Origin of the sequence: Plesiocystis pacifica SIR-1 (genome assembly GCF_000170895.1) — a bacterium.
In the GTDB taxonomy this organism is placed as follows: Bacteria; Myxococcota_A; Polyangia; order Nannocystales; family Nannocystaceae; genus Plesiocystis; species Plesiocystis pacifica.
Map to the genome: position 1 here is coordinate 18907 of NZ_ABCS01000004.1, position 17520 is coordinate 36426.

Consider the following 17520-nt stretch of genomic DNA (forward strand, 5'->3'; position numbering starts at 1 on the left):
TGGCCGGCGATGCCGAGTGGGGAAGCGGTCGGCCCGAGGCGAGGGCCTGCGGGCCGGACAGCGAGCTCTTCACCCAGTCTACTTGGCCGCGCGGTAGGCCCGCCGCCAGCCCGTCACCGTCGGATCGGGGGGTCCGCTGGGGTGCCACACGTTCTCGGTTGAGCCTGGCTCGAGCCCGGCCTCGTTGGCCGCTTTCATCGCCGCGACGACGGCGGCGATGCGCTGGCCCTGGCTAAAGTCGGGGTTGAAGTGTTGTACGAAGGCGCGCTCGTTCCAGGCGATCCCTTCGCGTTCCGCCATCTGCTCGGTGTAGCAGCGGAACATGCCCTGGTAGGTGATCTGATCCTCGGAAATGAGCTGATCCTGAGACTGTGGACGCCACCAGTTGTAGCGCAGGCTCGGACGCTCGGTCGATTCGAGGAACTCGTTGGCGTTGAGCTCGTAGTAAGCCTGCTTCTCGTCGAGGTAGTCGACGTACTCGTCCTTCATACGCCGCAGCGCACCCGGGAGCCCCTTGACGAGCATGCGGTCGAGGTAGCCCTCGAGCGAGCAGTCGCAGCCGTCGACGTGGGCCTCGCTGATTGCGATGACCTTGGCGAGGTCCTCGTTGAAGGCGCGCACGACCCGGTTGAGCCCGTTGTTCAGGAAGGTCGAGCGATACAGCGCCCAGCCCTCGAAGGAGCCGTGGCCGTTGTAGTCCATGGTGTTGATGAAGCCCTCATAGGCGGCGCGATAGAAGATGTTGAAGTGCTCGACGTGGGACTCGAACACCTTCTGCTCGCCGGCCCGATCGCGCTTGATCATCTCGCCGATCAGCAGGTTCGAGAAGGCGATGAACACGCAGGTCGAGGAGAACAGCGGCTCGACCACGGAATTCGACATCCCGGTCAGGAACCACCGGTCCGTGGACGCGAACTCCTCGACGTAGCGGGGGAGCCGCTTGAGGCCGAGGAAGTCGAGGGCCTTGGGGTCTTTGCCGAGCAGCTCTCGGCCCCAGCGGTGTTCTTTGAAGAAGGCGGTCAGGTCGTCCGCCGACTTCATCTTCAGCGGCGCCTTGGTGTGGTCGAAGACCACGCCGAGGCTGGTCACGCGGTCGGTGATCGGGATCTGCCAGATCCAGTAGCCGCGGTACATGTAGTGGTTGGTCGAGAGGTTCCGATCGGTGTAGGCGACGCGCCTGCGCCACTCATCGGAGCCGAGGTGGTCCATGTCGTTGATGTCGGTGTAGCGCGCCCAGTAGGTGCCGACGGGCAGGCGCTCGAAGTCATCGACGACGGTGGCCAGGTTGCGAGCGACGGGCGAGTGCAGGCCGGCGGCGTCGACGAGCCAGCGGCAGCGGATCGTGCCCTGGGAGGTCTCGACGACGTGGCCCTGCTCGCCGTCGATCCGAACCCCCGGCATCGCCGTGCCCGGGGCGATGGTGCCATTGCGGTGGAGCACTCGACAGCCGAGGAGGACCTCGATGCCCAGCTCTCGGTTCATCTCGACCATGTCACGATCGAAGGTCGCGCGGTCGAGCTGGAAGGAGACCACCGTCGAGTAGTGGCGGCGTCCGTGCTCAGACATCTCGTCGAAGGAGAGATCCTTGCCCTCGTTGTCGAAGAAGAAGCGCAGCCCGTGCTTCATGAAGTGCTTCTTCCACAGGTAAGAACCGAGCCGCAGGTAGCGGGCAGCGTAGTCCGCCCAAGGCGGCAGGGTTGACTCTCCAACCCAGTAGTCGAAGCTTGTTTTCTTGTCGATGACCGTGATCGACAGATCGGGCATCTGGAAGTGGAGCTGGCGCGCGAGGCAGCTGCCGGCCAAGCCCGCGCCGATGATCAGGACGTCACAGCTCTTGTCAAAGGGGTGCTCTTCGCTCGACGAGTTGCTCACAACCAATATCTACTACGCTCGGCGACACAGATCCCACAGTCGCGGTGTTTTGCCGGCTAGGGCGGCATGAACCCACTTCTGAAGGAGATTGGTGAGGCGCGACAAACGCAAGACCGAGCGAGCGCTCGAAGCGAGCTGTGTGCTGCCATAGATCGTCTCAGCGTGGAGACACTGGCGCGAGGGCGCGAGTTCGCTACACGTGACGGGCTAGCGGGTTGAGCAAGTCCGTGTGGCGGCAGCTCGAGCCGAAGCGACTTTGTGTTCATTCCCCGGTTCGCCGCATGGCGCCACGCTATGGCCATTCTTATCGTCAGCTAGCGGGCGTTGCGATGGCCGAGGGCGGCGCTCACTCGCGCTCGGCCAGCACGTCAGCGAAGCGCGCGAGCAGCCCGTGGGTCGCGGGCGAGGGCTTGAAGGTGTCGAGCACGGCTTCCATGTCCTCGGCGTAGCGTTCTTGGTAGCGGAGCACCCGTCGGCTGTTGTCTTCGAGGGTGAGCTCGGGGTGGAATTGTGTGCCCCAGATCAGGTCTGCGAAGCGCGCGGCCTGGTGCTCGCTGCGCTGGCTGGTGGCGAGGTTCTGGACCCCGTCGGGCAGGCGCATGACGTGATCTTTGTGGCCCTGCTGGGCGAGGAAGGACTCGGGCAGGTGACCGAAGAGGTGGTCACCGTTGCCGTGGTCCGTCAGCTCGAGCTCGTAGGTGCCGACCTCGGCCCGCTCGCCGTCGTGGACCACGTGGCCGCCGAGGGTCAGCGACATGGCCTGGAAGCCGAAGCAGGACCCGAAGGTGGGCATGCCGCGCTCGACGGTGGTCTCGAGGAAGCGGAGCAAGCTGCGGATCGGCTCGACGTCGTCGAGCACCGAGAACTCGCCCGAGCCGCCGATGAGCAGGCCGTCGAAGCGGTCGTAGAGGCTCGCGTCGAGGGACTCGGTGAACACGTCGACCTGAGCGACCTGGGTCGGCGCGACCTCGAGGCGGCGCACGAAGCAGTGGTGCTCATCCGCGGCCACGGGGTCTCCCGGGCGGCGAATCTGAATCAAGCCAAAGCGCAGCTGATCTCGCACCGCTTTGATCTATCAGGCGCGGGTCCTGGGCGGCAACGGGGGACCGGAGCGAGGGCGAAAAAAATGAAAGGGGAGCGCACAGCGCTCCCCTTCGTGGGCGAGTGATGGGGTCTGAGCGGGGCTCAGAGCGCCATGGTGCCGCCGGTGGTCGTGATGTCGTCGACCCACACGGTGTCGCCGTTGGAGCTGATGCTGCCGTCCTTGTCGTACTCCCAGCGCAGGGTGTGGTTGCCGGCGGTCACCGGGAAGGTGATCTCGGTCCAGGGGATGACGCCCGACCACTCGTCCTGCTCGACGCCGTCGATGAAGAACTTCAGGTAGTCCCAGTTGGTCTCGGTGCCGGTCCGGTACCAGAAGGTGACGTCGCCGTCGCTGGCCCAGTTCACGTCGACCTCCATGAAGCTGATCTGGTTGTTGTCGATGTTGCCGGTCTCGGCGTTGTTGACCCCGTTGTTGGGCATGACCTGGCTGACGAAGAAGGGAGCGGTGCCGCCGACGGTCCACTCGCCGCCGAACACGTTGCCGCCCTCGAAGTCGTCGCCCCAGTTGCTGATCGGCGAGCAGGCGTCGGTCACGAAGGACATGCAGTCCGCGGCGCAGCTCAGGTCGCCAGCGCCGAAGCCCTGGGTCATGCAGGTCTCGCCGCCGAGGTTCATGCCGTCGCAGACCTCGCCGTCGTCGGTGTCGATGTTGCCGTCGCCGCAGAAGGTGTTGGCGTCGATGCGGGCGGTGGAGCCGTCGGGCAGGTGCGCGAGCAGGAACACCGGGGCGCCGCCGTTTTCGTTGGCCGCGTAGACGTCGACGAAGATGTCGGGGCCCAGATCGGGCACGGAGTAGGTCAGGTCGGGGACCATGTCGTCGTTGACGTCCACGCCGAGCTCGAGGGGGCCGGCGGGCGCGGGCACGATCTGGCTGGCCATGAAGTCGAGGTCGGTGACCACGGGCACGGGCGGGTCGCTGAGCAGCCACACGTCGACCTGGCCGACGTCGGGGGCGGCGTGGGTGACCTGGTAGCGGACCTCGCCCATGGGGATGTCGGCGTCGTCGTCGACGAGGGCGAGCACGCCGAGCTCGGCGATGTAGTTGTAGGCCACGGCCGAGTACTTGGTCTCGGGCGCGAGGTCGACGTCGACGCTCAGCACCGCGTTCTCGATGGGGTCACCCGCGGCGGTGATCGCCACGGTGTGCACGCCGGAGGGAACGGTGAGGTAGTCGGTGCCGTTTTCGAACGCGAGGTCGGTGACCACCGGCATGTCGCCGTCGTCGAGCCAGATGTCCACGGCGGGGGCGTCGAGGCCGAGGTGGAGGACGCGGAGCATCGAGTCCATGGGCATCATGCCGGTCTCGGTCTCCATGCCGGTCTCGGTCTCCATGCCGGTCTCGGTCTCCATGCCGGTCTCGGTCTCGGTCTCGGTCTCGGTCTCGGTCTCGGTCTCGGTCTCGGTCTCGGTGTCGGTCTCCGTCTCGGTCTCCGTCTCCGTGCCGGTGTCGGTCCCCGTCTCGGTGTCGGTATCTTCCCCAACGTCGTCGTCGGTGCTGGTGTCGGTGTCACCGACTTCGTCATCGCTGGGCGTGGTGCCGTCGTCGGCACACGCGGTGGCAGCGAGGAGGGACAAGGGCAAGATCAGGGAGAGGCTCTTGGACTGCATCGGGACGAAATATCACGCGGATCCAGGGTTTGTAGACTCCTCGTGTCGTGACTGGCTCACAAAATGAGCAATCGCTGCTGCGGGTATCCCGCGAGCCCCTAGACACAAAACGACAGTGACAAGCTTTGTTGCACGTTTTGTTAGCTCACGGGAACACCGCCGGAGCCCAGCGCGCACTTCGAGCTCGTTTGAACACCTGAAAGTCAGTCCGAGTTTTGGACGTCGAGGAGCTCACCGAATAGCGAATGCCCGGTCGTTCCGGTGATCGTCACGTCCACGAACTCGCCCGGCGCGGCGCAGCCCAGAGGCAGCAAGACCTTTTGGAAGGTCGGCGTGCGCCCGAGCAGCTTGTCGCCGCGCTTGGAGGTGTTGACCACGAGCACGCGGTCGCGCTGACCCACGCGCGCAGCGAGGCGCGCCCGGGTGTGTTTCTCCTGTAGTTCGATGACCTCGCGCAGGCGCCGGAGCTTGGTCTCCTGGGGCACGTCGTCGACGAGCTTCTTGCTCGCGTAGGTGATCTCGCGGTCGCTGTAGGCGAACATGAACGCGAAGTCGAACTGGACCTCCTCCATGAGCGCGAGGGTCTCGGCGTGGTCGGCCTCGGTCTCGCCGCAAAAGCCGACCATGATGTCGGTCGAGATGGCGATGTGGGGCACGGCGGCCCGGAGCTTGCGGACCAGCTCGCGGTAGTCGGCCAGGGTGTAGCCCCGGCGCATGCGCTCGAGGACCACGTCGGCGCCGGCCTGCACGGGCATGTGCACGTAGGGGCAGACCTTGGGCTCGGTGGCCAGGACCTCGATGAGCTCGTCGGAGAAGTCGACGGGGTAGGGGGAGGTGAAGCGGATGCGCTCGATGCCCTCGACGGCGGCGACGGCCCGCAGCAGCTCGGCGAAGCTGACGTCCTCCCAGGCGTAGGAGTTGACGGTCTGGCCGAGCAGCGTGAGCTCGCGGTAGCCGGCCTCGGCCAGGCGCCGGGCCTGGCGGAGCACCTCGCGGGGCGGCACGCCGCGCTCGCGCCCGCGGGTGAAGGGCACGACGCAAAAGGTGCAGAACTTGTCGCAGCCGCGCTGGATGGTGACGTAGCCCGAGACGCCGTCGTCCCGGCTGGTCGCGGCCTCGCTGCCGTCGTCGCCGGGGCTGCGGATCACCGGGTCGAGGCCCTCGTAGACCTCGGCCTTGTCGAGGTGCACGTCGACGGCCCGCTCGCCGGTGATCGCCTTGCGGGCGAGGGCGGCGATGTTGCGGTAGCTGTCGGGCCCGGCGACGAGCTGGATGTGCGGCGCGCGGGTCTCGAGCTTGTCGCGCAGGTGCTCGGCCATGCAGCCCGTGATCCCGATGACCAGGTCGGGGTTGCGGTTGCGGTGGTCGAGGAGCTGGGTGGTCCGGCCGTAGACGCGATCTTCGGCCTTCTCACGCACGGCGCAGGTGTTGACGAGGACGAGATCGGCCTCGGCCGGGCTGGTCACGCGGACCCAGCCGTCCTGGCGCAGGCGGCCGAGGACCAGGGCGGTGTCGGCCTCGTTCATCTGGCAGCCGAAGGTCTCCATGTAGACCCGCGGCGCGTGGGGGTCGGCCTGGATGGAGTCGTCGACGACGGCGCCCTCGGTGCCCGCCTGGGCGTCCTCAGGGGCGTTTGCGCGACGAATCTGCACGAGACCGGCCATGGCCGCGGGAGGGTACGTCAAGTGGGAGGGGCGGGCCACCGAGGGTCGCCAGGGCTCAGGCGCGTCGCGCGAGTGTGAGCTGAGACCCGTGCGGCGCGGCGCCAGAGGCGGTCTCAGGCGCGCGCTGGGGTGGTCACGTCCGCGCCTGCGCACTACAATGCGCGGCCAAACGGGGATTGGAGCACCTCCAGCCCCCCGGAGTACGAGTCATCATGCGCCGTATTGGTCTCATCTCGCTCAGTCTTTCCACCGTCGTGTTCATGAGCCTGTCCGCCTGCACCAAGGCGCCGCAGCCCAAGAAGGCCGACGGAACCGAGGTCACCCAAGCCGAGGAGGGAGGGGACAGCGCAGCCGCAGGCAACAGCGAGCTCCCGGCCATCCCCGACCCCGTCGCCAAGGTCAACGACGTCGTGATCACCGGCGAGCTGTTCCACAGCATCTACGACCTCAAGCTGCAAAAGTACGCCGACCGCAACCGCGACATCCCCAAGACCGCGGATCGCCGCTACCGCAAGTCCATCGTCGACCGCCTCATCTACCAGGAGATCCTGCGTCAGGAGGCCAAAAAGCGCAGCATCGCCTACGACAAGGCTGAGCTGCAGCAGCGCGAGGACGCCCAAAAGCGGGGCATCAAGGACTGGGAGAAGCACCTGCGCCGCCGCGGCGAGAGCGAGGAGAGCTTGCGTCAGCTCTACGTCGCCGAGCTGCTCGAGCGCGCCGTGCTCGAGGCCGACGGCAAGCTGGCCGTGACCGACGAGGAGATCGCCGGCGAGTACGAGAAGGTCAAGCCGAACTACACCAAGGACAAGGAGCGCGTGCGCGCCCGCCACATCCTGATCCGCGTCGGCCCCGAGCAAAAGCCCGCCCCCGGCGAGCCCGTGCCCGAGCCCACCGAGGCGCAGAAGAAGGAGTGGGAGGAGGCGGCCCTGAAGAAGGCCGAGGAGATCTACGCCAAGGCCTCGGCCGAGGGTGCCGACTTCGCCCAGCTGGCCATCGAGCTGTCCGAGGGCCCGAGCGCGCGCAAGGGCGGGGACCTGGGCATCTTCGCCGCCGATCGCATGGTCGAGGAGTTCTCCGACGCCGCCTTCACCCTCGAGCCCGGCGAGGTCAGCAAGCCGGTCAAGACCAAGTTCGGCTTCCACATCATCAAGGTCGAGGGCAAGTACGCCCCCGGCGAGCTGCCCATCGAGGCCCTCGAGGATCAGCTCCGCGAGCGCCTCTCGGCCCGCAAGCTCCACCAAGGTCGCCGCGACCTCAAGGAGAGCCTGCTCGAGAGCTACGCGGTCGAGAACCACATGGAGAAGGCCCTCGGCCCCGACCCCCGGGCGGAGCGGCGCAAGAAGGCCCAAAAGCAGCAGCGTCAGGGCCACCCGCCCGGCGCCCGCCCCAACGGCCCGGCGCCTCGCGGAGGCCCCCACGGCGCCGACCCGCACGGCCACGGCGGGCCGCCTCCCGGCGACGAGGCGCCCCCGCCCGCTGGCGACAAGGCGCCCCCGGCTGAGGGCGCCAAGGCCGACGGCGGGGCTGCTCCGGCCCCGGCCGCGCCCAAGGGAGAGGCTCCCGCGACGCCCCCCAAGTGAGCCCCGCGCTCGCTAGCGAGGCCGCTCCGCGTCGATCGACGCCGGGCGGCCTTCGTCAATTCTCGCCCGCGTTCGCCTCACAGCGCCGCGCCGTAGGCCATCATCACCATGTTCCACTGGAGGTCGTAGTCCGCGACCGTGTCCGCCCACGCGTAGGGCTCCGTGCTCTCGCCGCTCCAGTAGTTCGTCTCCAGCGGCCAAGGTCCATCCGCGCAAGCGCGCACGCAGATCTTGTCCGAGAGGTCGGGCAGGGTCTTGAGCTCCACGGCCACGACGATCGCCTCGCCCTCCTCCAGCACGATGGGGGCGTCGAGCTCGATCGCGACGTCCCGGCCGCTGAGGGAGTTTGGATCGGCCTCGACGGCGTGAAACTCCATGGGCTCCGCCATCGAGGGCGAAGCGGGCATACCCTGCTCGTCCCGGACGAAGACCATCATGGTGTGGGCCTGCTGGCTGTTGCAGTCGGGGTTCATGTCCTCGCCCAGGAGCCGGTAGCGCACGCGCGTGACCTCGAAGGGGAAGGCCGGTGGGGTCAGCGCGACGGCGAGGTAGCTCTGGTCTTCCGTGGGCTCCGTCGCCGTCAAGCTGTCGCTGTTCGTGCAGGGCCCCTCGACGTTGGCGAGCTCGATCTCCTCGCTGCCCTCGGTCTCGCCCTCGTCCGTCTCGAGCCAGCTCGAGTCTTGCTCTCCCTGCTCGTCTTCACCGGCGGTCGAGTCCGCGCCGAGCTCTTCGCCCTCGGAGCTCCCTCCCCCTTCGACGGGCGCGCAGCCGAGCTGGCAGACAAAGAGAGCGCCGAGGCAGGCCATCGCGGGCTGGGCGCCGCGCGCATGAACACGTAAACAAAAACTGCGAGTCGTCATGAGCTTCAGGCCGGGCGCCTCGCCGCGGCGGAGCTCCCGGACAGGTGAAGTCTCAAAAGGTGCTGAAGTGTTGACGCTTCGCGCCGATTTTTTCGAAAAGCCTACCGAGCAAGGCAGCCGCCCACGGGTTCAACGCCAGCTGAGTCCGTGGACGATGCTTTCGTGGATCATGGGTCCCGGCGCGGCCGGGGTGGGCGACTGCTAGACCACGCGCGCGGGCAAGCTGCGATCGAGGGGCAAGTCGACGACCACCGCCGGGTTGGTCGCTCGGTAGGCGAGGGTGCAGGTGCTCGCGTTGACGCACAGCGTGCCTGGCCCCGCGCCGTGGTCGACGTGCGCCGTGCCGTAGCCCTCGTGGATGTGGCCGAACACGTGCACCCGCGGGCGGACCACCTCCAGGCGCGCCATCAGGTCCGCGCAGCCGACCGCCTCGCCCGTCACCGTCTGGTCGAGGACCCCCATGGGCGGCCCGTGGGTGACGAGTATGTCCGTGGTCTCGGGGATCAGCGCCCACTTCTCGGCCAACTCGGGGCCGCGCTGGAGGTTGAAGGCCCAGTTCAAGAACCACGGCTGCCACGGCGAGCCCCACACGCCCAGGCCGTCGAGCTCCGAGCCGCTGTCGTGGAGGAAGGTCAGGTCGTGGAAGTGGCCCGCGGCCTCGTCGAGCTGACTCTCGAAGCAGCGGTCGTGGTTGCCGGCGACGACGATCTTGTGCGGGTGGGGCTGGGCGCGGAGGAAGTCGCCCCAGGCCCGCGCCTCGTCGAGGCTGCCTCGCTTGCACCCGTCGCCCGCGTGGATCAACACGTCCCCCGGTGGCACCGGGAAGTCGTCGTGGCCGTGGGTGTCGCTGATCAGCACGAGGCGGAGGTGGTCGGGTCGGGAGTCGGGCATGGGCGTGGGCGTGGGTCTGGCAGGGCCATGATAGGGTGAGCGCGTGTCGGACCCAGGCGGAAGCGGCCGAGCGCGTGCCATGGGCTGCCCTGCGGTGCTGGTCGCAGCGCTCGTCAGCCTGAGCGCCTGCGGCCCGCGGGTGTTCGAGGGCGAGAGCGCCAAGGTCATCGAGGCCACCGAGCTGCCGCCGCCTCCCGAGCCGCCCAAGGTCGACGCGCGCGTCGAGGTCACCGACGACAAGATCGTCATCCACGAGAAGATCGCGTTCGAGTACGACGCCGCCAAGATCCAGCGGGTCTCCCACGACCTGCTCGCCGAGGTCGCGCAGGTCATCCTCGACAACCCGCGCATCGAGCTGATCCGCGTCGAGGGCCACGCCAGCGCCGAAGGAGAGGCCGACCACAACCTCGAGCTCTCGCAGCGCCGGGCCGAGGCCGTGCGCGCTCACCTGGTCAAAAAAGGCGGCGTGCCCGAGGCGCGCCTCGAGGCCGAGGGCTTCGGCGAGGACCGACCCATCGCCGACAACGAGACCGAGGAAGGGCGCGGCCAAAACCGGCGGGTGGAGTTCGTGATCGTGCGCCAGGCCTACACCGAGACCCGAACCATCACGGACCCGAGCACCGGGCTGTCGCGGGTCGAGACCGAGGACAAGGTCGACTGATGTCCGCGCTGCGCCCTCTCTCGCTCGTCGGCCTCGGCCTCGTGCTCGGCCTGTCCGCGTGCAGCGGCCTCGCCCGCGACACCGCGACCTACCAGGCCGACACCTCGGCCCTCCTCGACACGCGCACCGCCGAGCTGCAGGCCTGCTACAACCGAGAGCTGCGCCTCAACCGGGACGCCATCGGTACGCTGACCGTGCGCTTCGTGGTCGAGAAGGAGAGCGGTCGGGTGACCCAGCTCGAGTGGGACCGCAACCACTCGACGGTCAGCGACACCCTCGCGACCTGTGCCCTCGGGGCCCTCGAGGGGCTGCGCCTGGCCGAGCCCGACCAGCGCGACGGCGAGGCGAGCTTCCGCTTCAGCTTCCGCGGCAGCGCAGTGACTGCAAACTGACGCATCTGCCATCTGGAGGTCATTTTTTGAAGCGAGGACGCTCAGGTGGTGTTCTCGTCAGTGCCCTTTGGGCCCCTGCATGCGATTTTCGGCCGATTTTGCTAGCGCCCCGGCCCGGATGATCCAAACTGACTCCAAGAAGAAAAGGAGTCAGTTTTGATGTCTCAGCCTCTCGCGCCCGCCGCCGCCGCGCCCACCTTCACCCGCCTCGACAGCTTTCGTGCCTTCCGGCGCCTGGTCCGGGCGGGGACCTTGAACGGCGACGCCGCCGTCTACAAGGCCGACGTGTTCACGCCCACCAAGCCCCGCTCCGCGGAGGCGATGCGGGTCCTCGACCCGCTGATCCCCAGCCTCGACATGGACGCGCTCCGGGCCATGCCCGCGGACACCTTCGGCGGCGCCTATGCCCGCTTCCTCGACGACAACGCGCTCGAGCCCTTCGTGGTCAGCGAGGACTTCCCCGCGGCGGTGCTCGAGCGCAGCAGCCACTGGGCTCGCTACGCCCTCGTCCACGACATGTACCACGTGCTCTTGGGCTACGGCCCCGACGTGCCCGGCGAGGCCGGGGTGTTCGGCTTCGTCTTGGGTCAGCGCCTGGCGTGGATCTTCTGGCTGTACGCGCCGCTGGCCTTGGTCGCGCTGCCCCTGATGGCGCCGCGCCGCGTGGGCGAGACCTTCCGCGCGCTGGCTCGGGGCTTTCGCTTGGGCAGGGCCCTCGACGACCTGCTCGCCATGCCGCTCGAGCGACACTTCGAGCGGCCCCTCGACGAGGTGCGGGCGGAGCTCGGCCTCGCAGGCTGAGTTGGCGGGCCCACGCCGAGCGATGGGCTCGCCAACTTTTTCAAATTCCCGTCCTTGACTTCGCGCGCAGCTGCACTAATCCAGGGGTGTCGCGCCCTTGGCAGGCGCGTCTGAGCCAGGCTCCGCCCGTATGGTGGACGTGGCTGCCAGAGCGCCAAGCTAGACCATCGTCGACAACCCGTCGCAGTTCGAGGTGAACGACGCCCGCGTGGTGGTTCATCGCGGGGTAGAGGAGCAGGTTCCCTCGCGGGGCTCATAATCCCGAGCACGCCGGTTCGAATCCGGCCCCCGCAATCGACATTGCCCACCGCGCGCGCGTCGGCGCCTGCGGACTCGACGGACGTGGACGGCCTCGTCAGCTATGATGATGCCATGTCCAAAGCTGCCAAGCGGCATCGCGTCGTCTTCGCGCTCTACGACGGCGTGTTGCTCCTCGACGTGGCCGGCCCAGCAGAGGTCCTGGCGGAGGCCAACCGGCAGCTGGGGCGGACCTTCTACGCGCTCCACTACGTCTCGAGTACGGCGCGAGCGCGGGTCCAGACCAGCGTGGGCCTCCCGCTGCAGGCGGACCCGGTGCGCGACGCCCCGAGGACGATCGACACCTTGATCCTGCCCGGCGGCTGCAAGCAGGCGCGCGCCGCTGCGCTGAACGACGCGCGCTTCATGGCGTGGCTGCGCAAGGCGTCCAAGCGGGCGCGACGGACCGCCTCGGTGTGCTCCGGGGCGTTCTTCTCGGGCGCCCTCGGGCTCCTCGACGGGCGCGAGGCGACGACCCACTGGGCCGCTGTCGAAGAGCTCCGCGAGCGCCACCCGGACACCCACGTCGCCGAGGACGCCCTCTACGTCGAGGACGGCAAGCACTGGTCTTCCGCGGGGGTCTTGTCCGGCGTCGACATGAGCCTGGCCATCGTCAGCCGCGACCTCGGGTCGGCCCTCGCCCTCCGCGTGGCCCGTCAGCTCGTGGTGTTCATGGTTCGCCACGGCGGGCAGTCCCAGTTCTCTGGGGTGATGGACCTGCAGACGCGGGCGGCCGGGGGCGAGATGCTGGACCTGCTCGCGTGGCTCGAGAACGACAGCGAGGGCGCGATCTCGGTCGAGGCCATGGCCGCCCGGATGAAGATGTCGGTCCGCACCCTGCACCGGCGCTGCCACGAGACCTTCGCCATGAGCCCGGCGCGGCTGCTGCGGACCGTGAGGCTCGAGCGCGCCCGCGAGCTGCTGCACGACACGCAGCTGGAGCTGAAGGTGATCGCGGGGACCGCTGGCTTCGCCTCCCCCGAGGCCTTCTCCAAGGCCTTCCGGGAGCGCTTTGGGACCTCGCCCGGGCGCTACCGGGAGAGCTTCGGCGTCGCGCGCTGAGGGCCCCGCGTGGGCTTGGCGAGTTTGGACATGGGAAAGACGTACCCGCCAGCGGGGAGGGCCGCTAGCGTTCCGTCCATGCTCGAACTACGGCCCAACTGCGAGCTGTGCGACAAGGACCTCCCGCCCGAGAGCGCGGAGGCCCGAATCTGCACCTACGAGTGCACCTACTGCGCGGACTGTGCGACCGGCACCTTGCGAAACGTGTGCCCCAAGTGCGGCGGCGGCTTCGAGCGGCGACCGGTGCGACCGCGGCGGTCGTGGAATCCGGACAGGCGCCTCGGGCTGGGGGTGCACCCGGCGAGCACTCGCCGGGTGCACACGCCCTTTTCGGCGCCGGAGATCGAGCAGGTCGTGGCGAGCGTCGAGCACCTCGCGCCCGACGAACGTTGACCCACGACCCTCGTCGCTCAGCCTTCGGTGGTGTCGCCCTCCGTGCCCGTCTCGGTCTCCGCCTCGTCATCGGCCTGGTCGGCACACAGGGCGTCGGGGCTGTACTCGCCGGCGCAGTACTTGCCGACGTTGTCGATGACGACCCCGGTGGCCTCAGAGGTGAAGGTCTCGTTGAAGGGGTCGAAGGCGAAGGGGCACAGGTCGCAGGTGTCGCCGAGGCCGTCGAAGTCCTGGTCCCACTGCGGCAGCCAGCACATCTTGTCCCACAGCTGGTCGGGGTCGGGGACGTCGTCGAGGCGCAGGCGTCGGTTGGACGCGGTCGAGTCGGGGTCGTCGGGGCAGTTCGGATCCTTGCCCGGGTCGCACAGGCCCGCGGCGTCGAGGGCCTCCTGGCAACCCTCGGGCAGGTTGACCATGCCGGGGACCGAGAGCACCGGGGCGGGGATCGAGCGGCACTTGATCCCGTCGGGGACGTCGAAGGCGAGGTCGGCCTCGTCCTCGCAGTCGGCCTTGATCGGGAAGCCGTCGGGGTCGCAGGGGCCCTCGCACTCCCACGAGCCGTCGGGGCGCTGCTCGCCGTAGGCCCCGTCGCCAGGCCACTGCGTGGTGCAGCACAGGCCGTTGACGGAGACCTCCATGAAGGCGTAGGGGCGGGGGTCCCGGGCGCCGCGGCAGGTGTCGCCGGCCTCACAGTCGGCGCCGATGAAGTCGCCGTCCTTGTCGTCCTCCTGCGCGCCGCCTTCGACGATCTGCAGCGGGTTGCTCTTGGCCGGGCAGGTGTCGCAGATGTCGCCGACTTCGTCGTCGTCGGAGTCGACGTGGTCGCAGTAGCCGGTGTCCTCGCAGGTGCTGTAGGTCGGGCAGTCCGTGTCCGAAGCGCAGCTGATCGGCTCGCCCGGGGCGACGGGCTGGCGCGGGCAGGCGTCGTCGACGTTGCTCAGGCCGTCCTGATCGAAGTCGTCGTCGTTGCCGAAGCCGATGGGCCCCGCGGCCCAGGCGTTGATCTGCAGGCCCAGGTTGGTGTCCGGGTCCTCGCAGGCCTCGCCGATCATGTTGGCGTTCTCGTCGGCCTGGCAGACCGAGCTGTCGGCGGGCACGGGGGTGCCGACGGTGTGCGGGTTGTCCTCGCCGAACACGCTGCAGTTCGGCGTCCAGATGCAGTTGTCACACACGTCGCCGATGCCGTCGCGGTCCGTGTCGGTCTGGTCCGGGATGTTGCGGACCATGAACGCCGGGTCCATGGCCAGGCCGTCGATGTTGTAGCTGTCGGCGGTGGACTGGCAGCGGTCGCAGTCGTTGCCGATGCCGTCGCGGTCCGAGTCGGCGGTGTTCGTGGTGCCCGGGGTCAGCTGGCACTTGTCGACGATGTCGCCGTAGCCGTCGAGGTCCTCGTCGAACTGGAAGGGGTTGGTGTGCTGGCGCGCGTTGTCGCAGGACAGCTCGACCCCGTCGCCGTCCGGGTCCTCCTTGCACTTGGGCTCGTCGATGGTGAAGTCGTAGTAGAAGTCCTCGTAGCCCTGGCCGCCGGTGGTGATCAGCGGCATCCCGCACACGTCGTGGAAGGCCGCGTCGTAGGCCGCGCGGTCCTCGGGGTCGTCGAGGTCGAGGTCGGCGAAGCGCTCGACGCCCTCGAGGCCCGGCACGCGCAGGCGGTAGCGCCCGGTCACGTCGCGGCCCCAGGAGTCGACGTTCTTGCTGGGGTCGTCCTCGTCGAAGTGGAACAGCTGCTTGAGGAAGTTGACGTTGTCGAGGAACACGCCGAGGCGGCCCTCGTTTTGCCCGCTCACGTCGACGATCAGGCAGGGGGGGACGGCGCTGAGATCATCGCCGGCCCCGAGCTGGTCGGCGACGACCTCGTCCTTGTCGAGGGTGCAGCGCGGGCCGCCGGCGACGACGAAGTCCTCCGCCCAGCACTCGGGCTCGTTGCTCGTGCTGCAGCTCTCGCCGAACTCGTCCGTGGCGTTGGGATCGGCGACGCGGCTGAGCTGGACCAGCTCGATCTTCTTGGTGTTGTTCGGCGACAGGTCGTACTTGTTGGACAGCCGGATGCCGAAGTCCGAGCACGCCCCGATGCGCAGGTTGTCCGTGGGGTAGCCGGTGTCGGGGACGACGTGGAATTCCGGGGTCTCGAAGGCGTAGCTGAGCTCGTCGGTGCTCAGCACGTTGCCGACCTTGTCGCGGATGAACTGCCCCTCGCTCGAGAAGCGGACGGTGTACTTCGAGCCCGAGCACATCCCGCGGTCGAAGTTCTCGTAGGTCTCGAAGAAGGCGTTGTCGTGCATGCGCCACCCGTCTTGGGGGTTGCGCCCGCCGATCATGTCCGAGGGCGTGGTCGTGACCTCGGCGCAGGACTCGACCGCCGAGCGCGGCTGGTTGCCGAGATCGCCGGGCAGGAAGAGCACGCCCTTGAGGGCCGGGTCGTAGACCACGCCGCCGACCTTGGTCACGAAGCGGGTGACGTAGGCGTCCTCGTTGCTCGCCCCGTCGTGGCGCTCGAGCGAGCCCCACGGCGCCGTGCAAAATTGTTCGATCTGCCGGGCGCAGTAGTCGGGCTGCTGGCTGGGGTCGCCGCAAAAGCACGAGCGGGTCTCGGCCGGCAGGGTCTGGTCGCGATCGAAGCGCTGCACCGGGCGCAGGTTGGGCTGGAACAGGGGGTCGCAGGCGCCCCCGTCCTCGGCCGCGCCCAGGTTGGCCTGGCAGCACTCGCTGGCCGCGAGCACGCCGTTGGGGAACTCGCCAGAGTCGCAGTAGGCGAGGCGCCGGCCGGCCTCCCAGGTGGTGCAGGTCCCGTCGGTCTCGCAGGACTGGAATTCTTCGGTGGCGACGTAGCAGCCCCCGGCCCCGCGCTCGCGGAAGCGGCGATCCACGCAGAAGGCCCCGCCGGTGGTGTCGGCCTGGCTGGAGCAGGTCGCGAACCACTCGGCCTTGCAGTGGGCGTCGGCGCAGCCTTCGGTCTCGGCGGCGCACAGCTGGCCCTCGGGGTCGGTGCCGATGCAGGCCGCGCCCGCGTCTCCGCCGAGGGCCTCGTCGCAGTCGGCGTCGGTCTGGCAGGGCGCGCCGACCGGCTCGGCGCCCGCGGGCCGCAGCGCTGGGTGGGTCTCCCGCAGCTTGTCCGACAGCGGCAGCCGCCACTCCCGGGTCTCGCCCAACCACTCGTAGAGGTAGCGGTTGGTCTCGAACTCGCGGTCGACGGAGGCCACGAAGTCGGCGCACTCGGTGTAGACGTCGCCGGTCGGGTCGCAGGCGATGGGCTGGGCGTTGGCGTCGGCGGCGAAGGGGTCCCGGCGCCCGCCGCTGGCGGTCGCGCCGTACTTGGCGACGTTGACCGAGAGCTCGTAGTCGCAGGCCGAGCAGCAGGTGTCCGGGCCTTCGCTGGGGGCCGAGCAGCTGGCCACGCGCCAGTCCGTCTCGCCGGCGTAGGACTTGGTCTCGCCGGACTCTTGCATGCGCAGGGGCAGGCGCCGGCCGTCGCTGGCCGTGTAGAAGCCCTCGCAGATCAGCGGGTCGTCGTCGAGCACCTCGTGGTCGAAGTCCTGACCCATGGCGCGGAGGTTCTCGACGCAGCTGAGGTTGATCGCGCGCGCGACCGTGTCCGGGTCTTCCCCGGGCTGCTCGACGTAGTCGCCGTTGAAGCGGGTGATCGGGCCCTCGATGGCGGCGATCCGGCTCTTCCAGTCGTAGACCTCGAACAGCTGCGGGTTGCTCGGGTCCCGGCGCACGAGCTCGACGGAGGTCGCCTCGAGCAGGTTGTTGAACACGAACTCGAGGCCGCTGCCGGTGATCAGGGGCGAGAGCTTGCAGTATTCGTCCTCGCCGCGCGGGTTGGCGAGGGCCTCCTCGGTCTCGAGGCAGTCGGTGATCGAGTCGATGAAGTACTGGCCCTCGGATACGTCGGGGGTCAGGCGGTGGACCTTGCGGTTCTCGTAGTTGACCGCGGTGATGCTCTCGAGCACCAGCTTGTTGGGATCACAAACGCCGCAGTCGCTGTCGGACAGGCAGCCCGTCAAGGGAACGGCGCTGACGATCACGGTACCCAGCGCCGCGCTGCTGAGTCTGAAAGTGGAAACCCGGGGCCTGGTTTGGAGTCCGCGACGAATCGACATTGGCTACCTCCGGGAGCCAACCGGAGCGCTCGAGACGACTTACACCACTCGGCCCTCGCTCGCCCGCGAGGCTCGGGGTTCTCTGGGCTTGGCTTCGGCGACAAAGAAGGAGTGGGCTCGCCCCGTCCCCAAAACCGGGTCCTACCGAGGGAATCCGTCAGGGCCAGAGAGTAGAATCGGCCCATGGTCTTTTTGAGAGAGCACGGAGCGCGCTCGGTCTTGGTCGGACTGG

The 17520-nt window shown here is 68.6% G+C and carries 13 protein-coding genes and 1 tRNA gene; 7 read left to right on the forward strand and 7 right to left on the reverse strand.

The window, feature by feature from the left end:
- Window positions 1–78 precede the first annotated feature (78 nt).
- From PPSIR1_RS03045 to miaB, 4 genes are all read right to left on the reverse strand, one after another.
- Window positions 79–1872 (reverse strand): NAD(P)/FAD-dependent oxidoreductase, encoded by a 1794-nt coding sequence (locus tag PPSIR1_RS03045; protein ID WP_006969512.1) that lies wholly within the window; start codon window positions 1870–1872, stop codon window positions 79–81.
- Window positions 1873–2218: 346 nt separating this feature from the next.
- Complete coding sequence (locus PPSIR1_RS03050) at window positions 2219–2935, reverse strand: type 1 glutamine amidotransferase (protein WP_157595150.1); 717 nt, start codon at window positions 2933–2935, stop codon at window positions 2219–2221.
- 122 nt (window positions 2936–3057) lie between these two features.
- Window positions 3058–4584: a DUF4397 domain-containing protein gene (locus tag PPSIR1_RS41680; protein ID WP_006969514.1), complete on the reverse strand. Its 1527-nt coding sequence runs from the start codon at window positions 4582–4584 to the stop codon at window positions 3058–3060.
- A gap of 203 nt (window positions 4585–4787) precedes the next feature.
- Window positions 4788–6248: a tRNA (N6-isopentenyl adenosine(37)-C2)-methylthiotransferase MiaB gene (gene miaB, locus PPSIR1_RS03060; RefSeq protein WP_006969515.1), complete on the reverse strand. Its 1461-nt coding sequence runs from the start codon at window positions 6246–6248 to the stop codon at window positions 4788–4790.
- 260 nt (window positions 6249–6508) lie between these two features.
- On the opposite strand from miaB, the gene PPSIR1_RS41685 reads away from it, so the two are divergent.
- Window positions 6509–7828, forward strand: a complete 1320-nt coding sequence (locus PPSIR1_RS41685; protein WP_198154443.1) for a peptidylprolyl isomerase — start codon at window positions 6509–6511, stop codon at window positions 7826–7828.
- Between the two features lie 77 nt (window positions 7829–7905).
- Here PPSIR1_RS41685 and PPSIR1_RS03070 read toward each other — a convergent pair whose 3' ends face one another.
- Together PPSIR1_RS03070 and PPSIR1_RS03075 are read right to left on the reverse strand one after the other, a co-directional pair.
- Window positions 7906–8688: a hypothetical protein gene (locus PPSIR1_RS03070; protein WP_157595151.1), complete on the reverse strand. Its 783-nt coding sequence runs from the start codon at window positions 8686–8688 to the stop codon at window positions 7906–7908.
- A 201-nt stretch (window positions 8689–8889) separates the two neighbouring features.
- A complete protein-coding gene (locus PPSIR1_RS03075) occupies window positions 8890–9579 on the reverse strand; it encodes a metallophosphatase domain-containing protein (RefSeq protein WP_006969518.1) in 690 nt (229 codons plus the stop codon).
- 94 nt (window positions 9580–9673) lie between these two features.
- Between PPSIR1_RS03075 and PPSIR1_RS03080 the strand changes: the two genes are divergently transcribed.
- The 6 genes from PPSIR1_RS03080 (at window position 9674) to PPSIR1_RS03105 (ending at window position 13185) form a co-directional block, all read left to right on the forward strand.
- Entirely contained in the window at window positions 9674–10240 is a 567-nt protein-coding gene (locus PPSIR1_RS03080; RefSeq protein WP_006969519.1) for an OmpA family protein, read from the forward strand.
- Window positions 10240–10632, forward strand: a complete 393-nt coding sequence (locus PPSIR1_RS03085) for an AgmX/PglI C-terminal domain-containing protein (RefSeq protein ID WP_006969520.1) — start codon at window positions 10240–10242, stop codon at window positions 10630–10632. Before PPSIR1_RS03080 ends, PPSIR1_RS03085 begins: the two co-directional genes overlap by 1 nt.
- 159 nt (window positions 10633–10791) lie before the next feature.
- Entirely contained in the window at window positions 10792–11433 is a 642-nt protein-coding gene (locus PPSIR1_RS03090; protein WP_157595152.1) for a Coq4 family protein, read from the forward strand.
- 220 nt (window positions 11434–11653) lie between these two features.
- A tRNA-Met gene (locus PPSIR1_RS03095) sits at window positions 11654–11727 on the forward strand.
- Between the two features lie 78 nt (window positions 11728–11805).
- Entirely contained in the window at window positions 11806–12792 is a 987-nt protein-coding gene (locus tag PPSIR1_RS03100) for a GlxA family transcriptional regulator (protein ID WP_045115305.1), read from the forward strand.
- A 78-nt stretch (window positions 12793–12870) separates the two neighbouring features.
- Window positions 12871–13185 (forward strand): DUF1272 domain-containing protein, encoded by a 315-nt coding sequence (locus PPSIR1_RS03105; RefSeq protein WP_006969523.1) that lies wholly within the window; start codon window positions 12871–12873, stop codon window positions 13183–13185.
- Window positions 13186–13202: 17 nt separating this feature from the next.
- Here PPSIR1_RS03105 and PPSIR1_RS03110 read toward each other — a convergent pair whose 3' ends face one another.
- Entirely contained in the window at window positions 13203–17213 is a 4011-nt protein-coding gene (locus PPSIR1_RS03110) for a thrombospondin type 3 repeat-containing protein (protein WP_006969524.1), read from the reverse strand.
- Window positions 17214–17520 lie beyond the last annotated feature (307 nt).

Coding starts and splice junctions, on each gene's coding strand:
- PPSIR1_RS41680 (WP_006969514.1), bottom strand. CDS start 4,584: ATGCAGTCCAAGAGCCTCTCCCTGATCTTGCCCTTGTCCCTCCTCGCT.
- miaB (WP_006969515.1), bottom strand. CDS start 6,248: ATGGCCGGTCTCGTGCAGATTCGTCGCGCAAACGCCCCTGAGGACGCC.
- PPSIR1_RS41685 (WP_198154443.1), top strand. CDS start 6,509: ATGAGCCTGTCCGCCTGCACCAAGGCGCCGCAGCCCAAGAAGGCCGAC.
- PPSIR1_RS03070 (WP_157595151.1), bottom strand. CDS start 8,688: ATGACGACTCGCAGTTTTTGTTTACGTGTTCATGCGCGCGGCGCCCAG.
- PPSIR1_RS03075 (WP_006969518.1), bottom strand. CDS start 9,579: ATGCCCGACTCCCGACCCGACCACCTCCGCCTCGTGCTGATCAGCGAC.
- PPSIR1_RS03085 (WP_006969520.1), top strand. CDS start 10,240: ATGTCCGCGCTGCGCCCTCTCTCGCTCGTCGGCCTCGGCCTCGTGCTC.
- PPSIR1_RS03090 (WP_157595152.1), top strand. CDS start 10,792: ATGTCTCAGCCTCTCGCGCCCGCCGCCGCCGCGCCCACCTTCACCCGC.
- PPSIR1_RS03100 (WP_045115305.1), top strand. CDS start 11,806: ATGTCCAAAGCTGCCAAGCGGCATCGCGTCGTCTTCGCGCTCTACGAC.
- PPSIR1_RS03105 (WP_006969523.1), top strand. CDS start 12,871: ATGCTCGAACTACGGCCCAACTGCGAGCTGTGCGACAAGGACCTCCCG.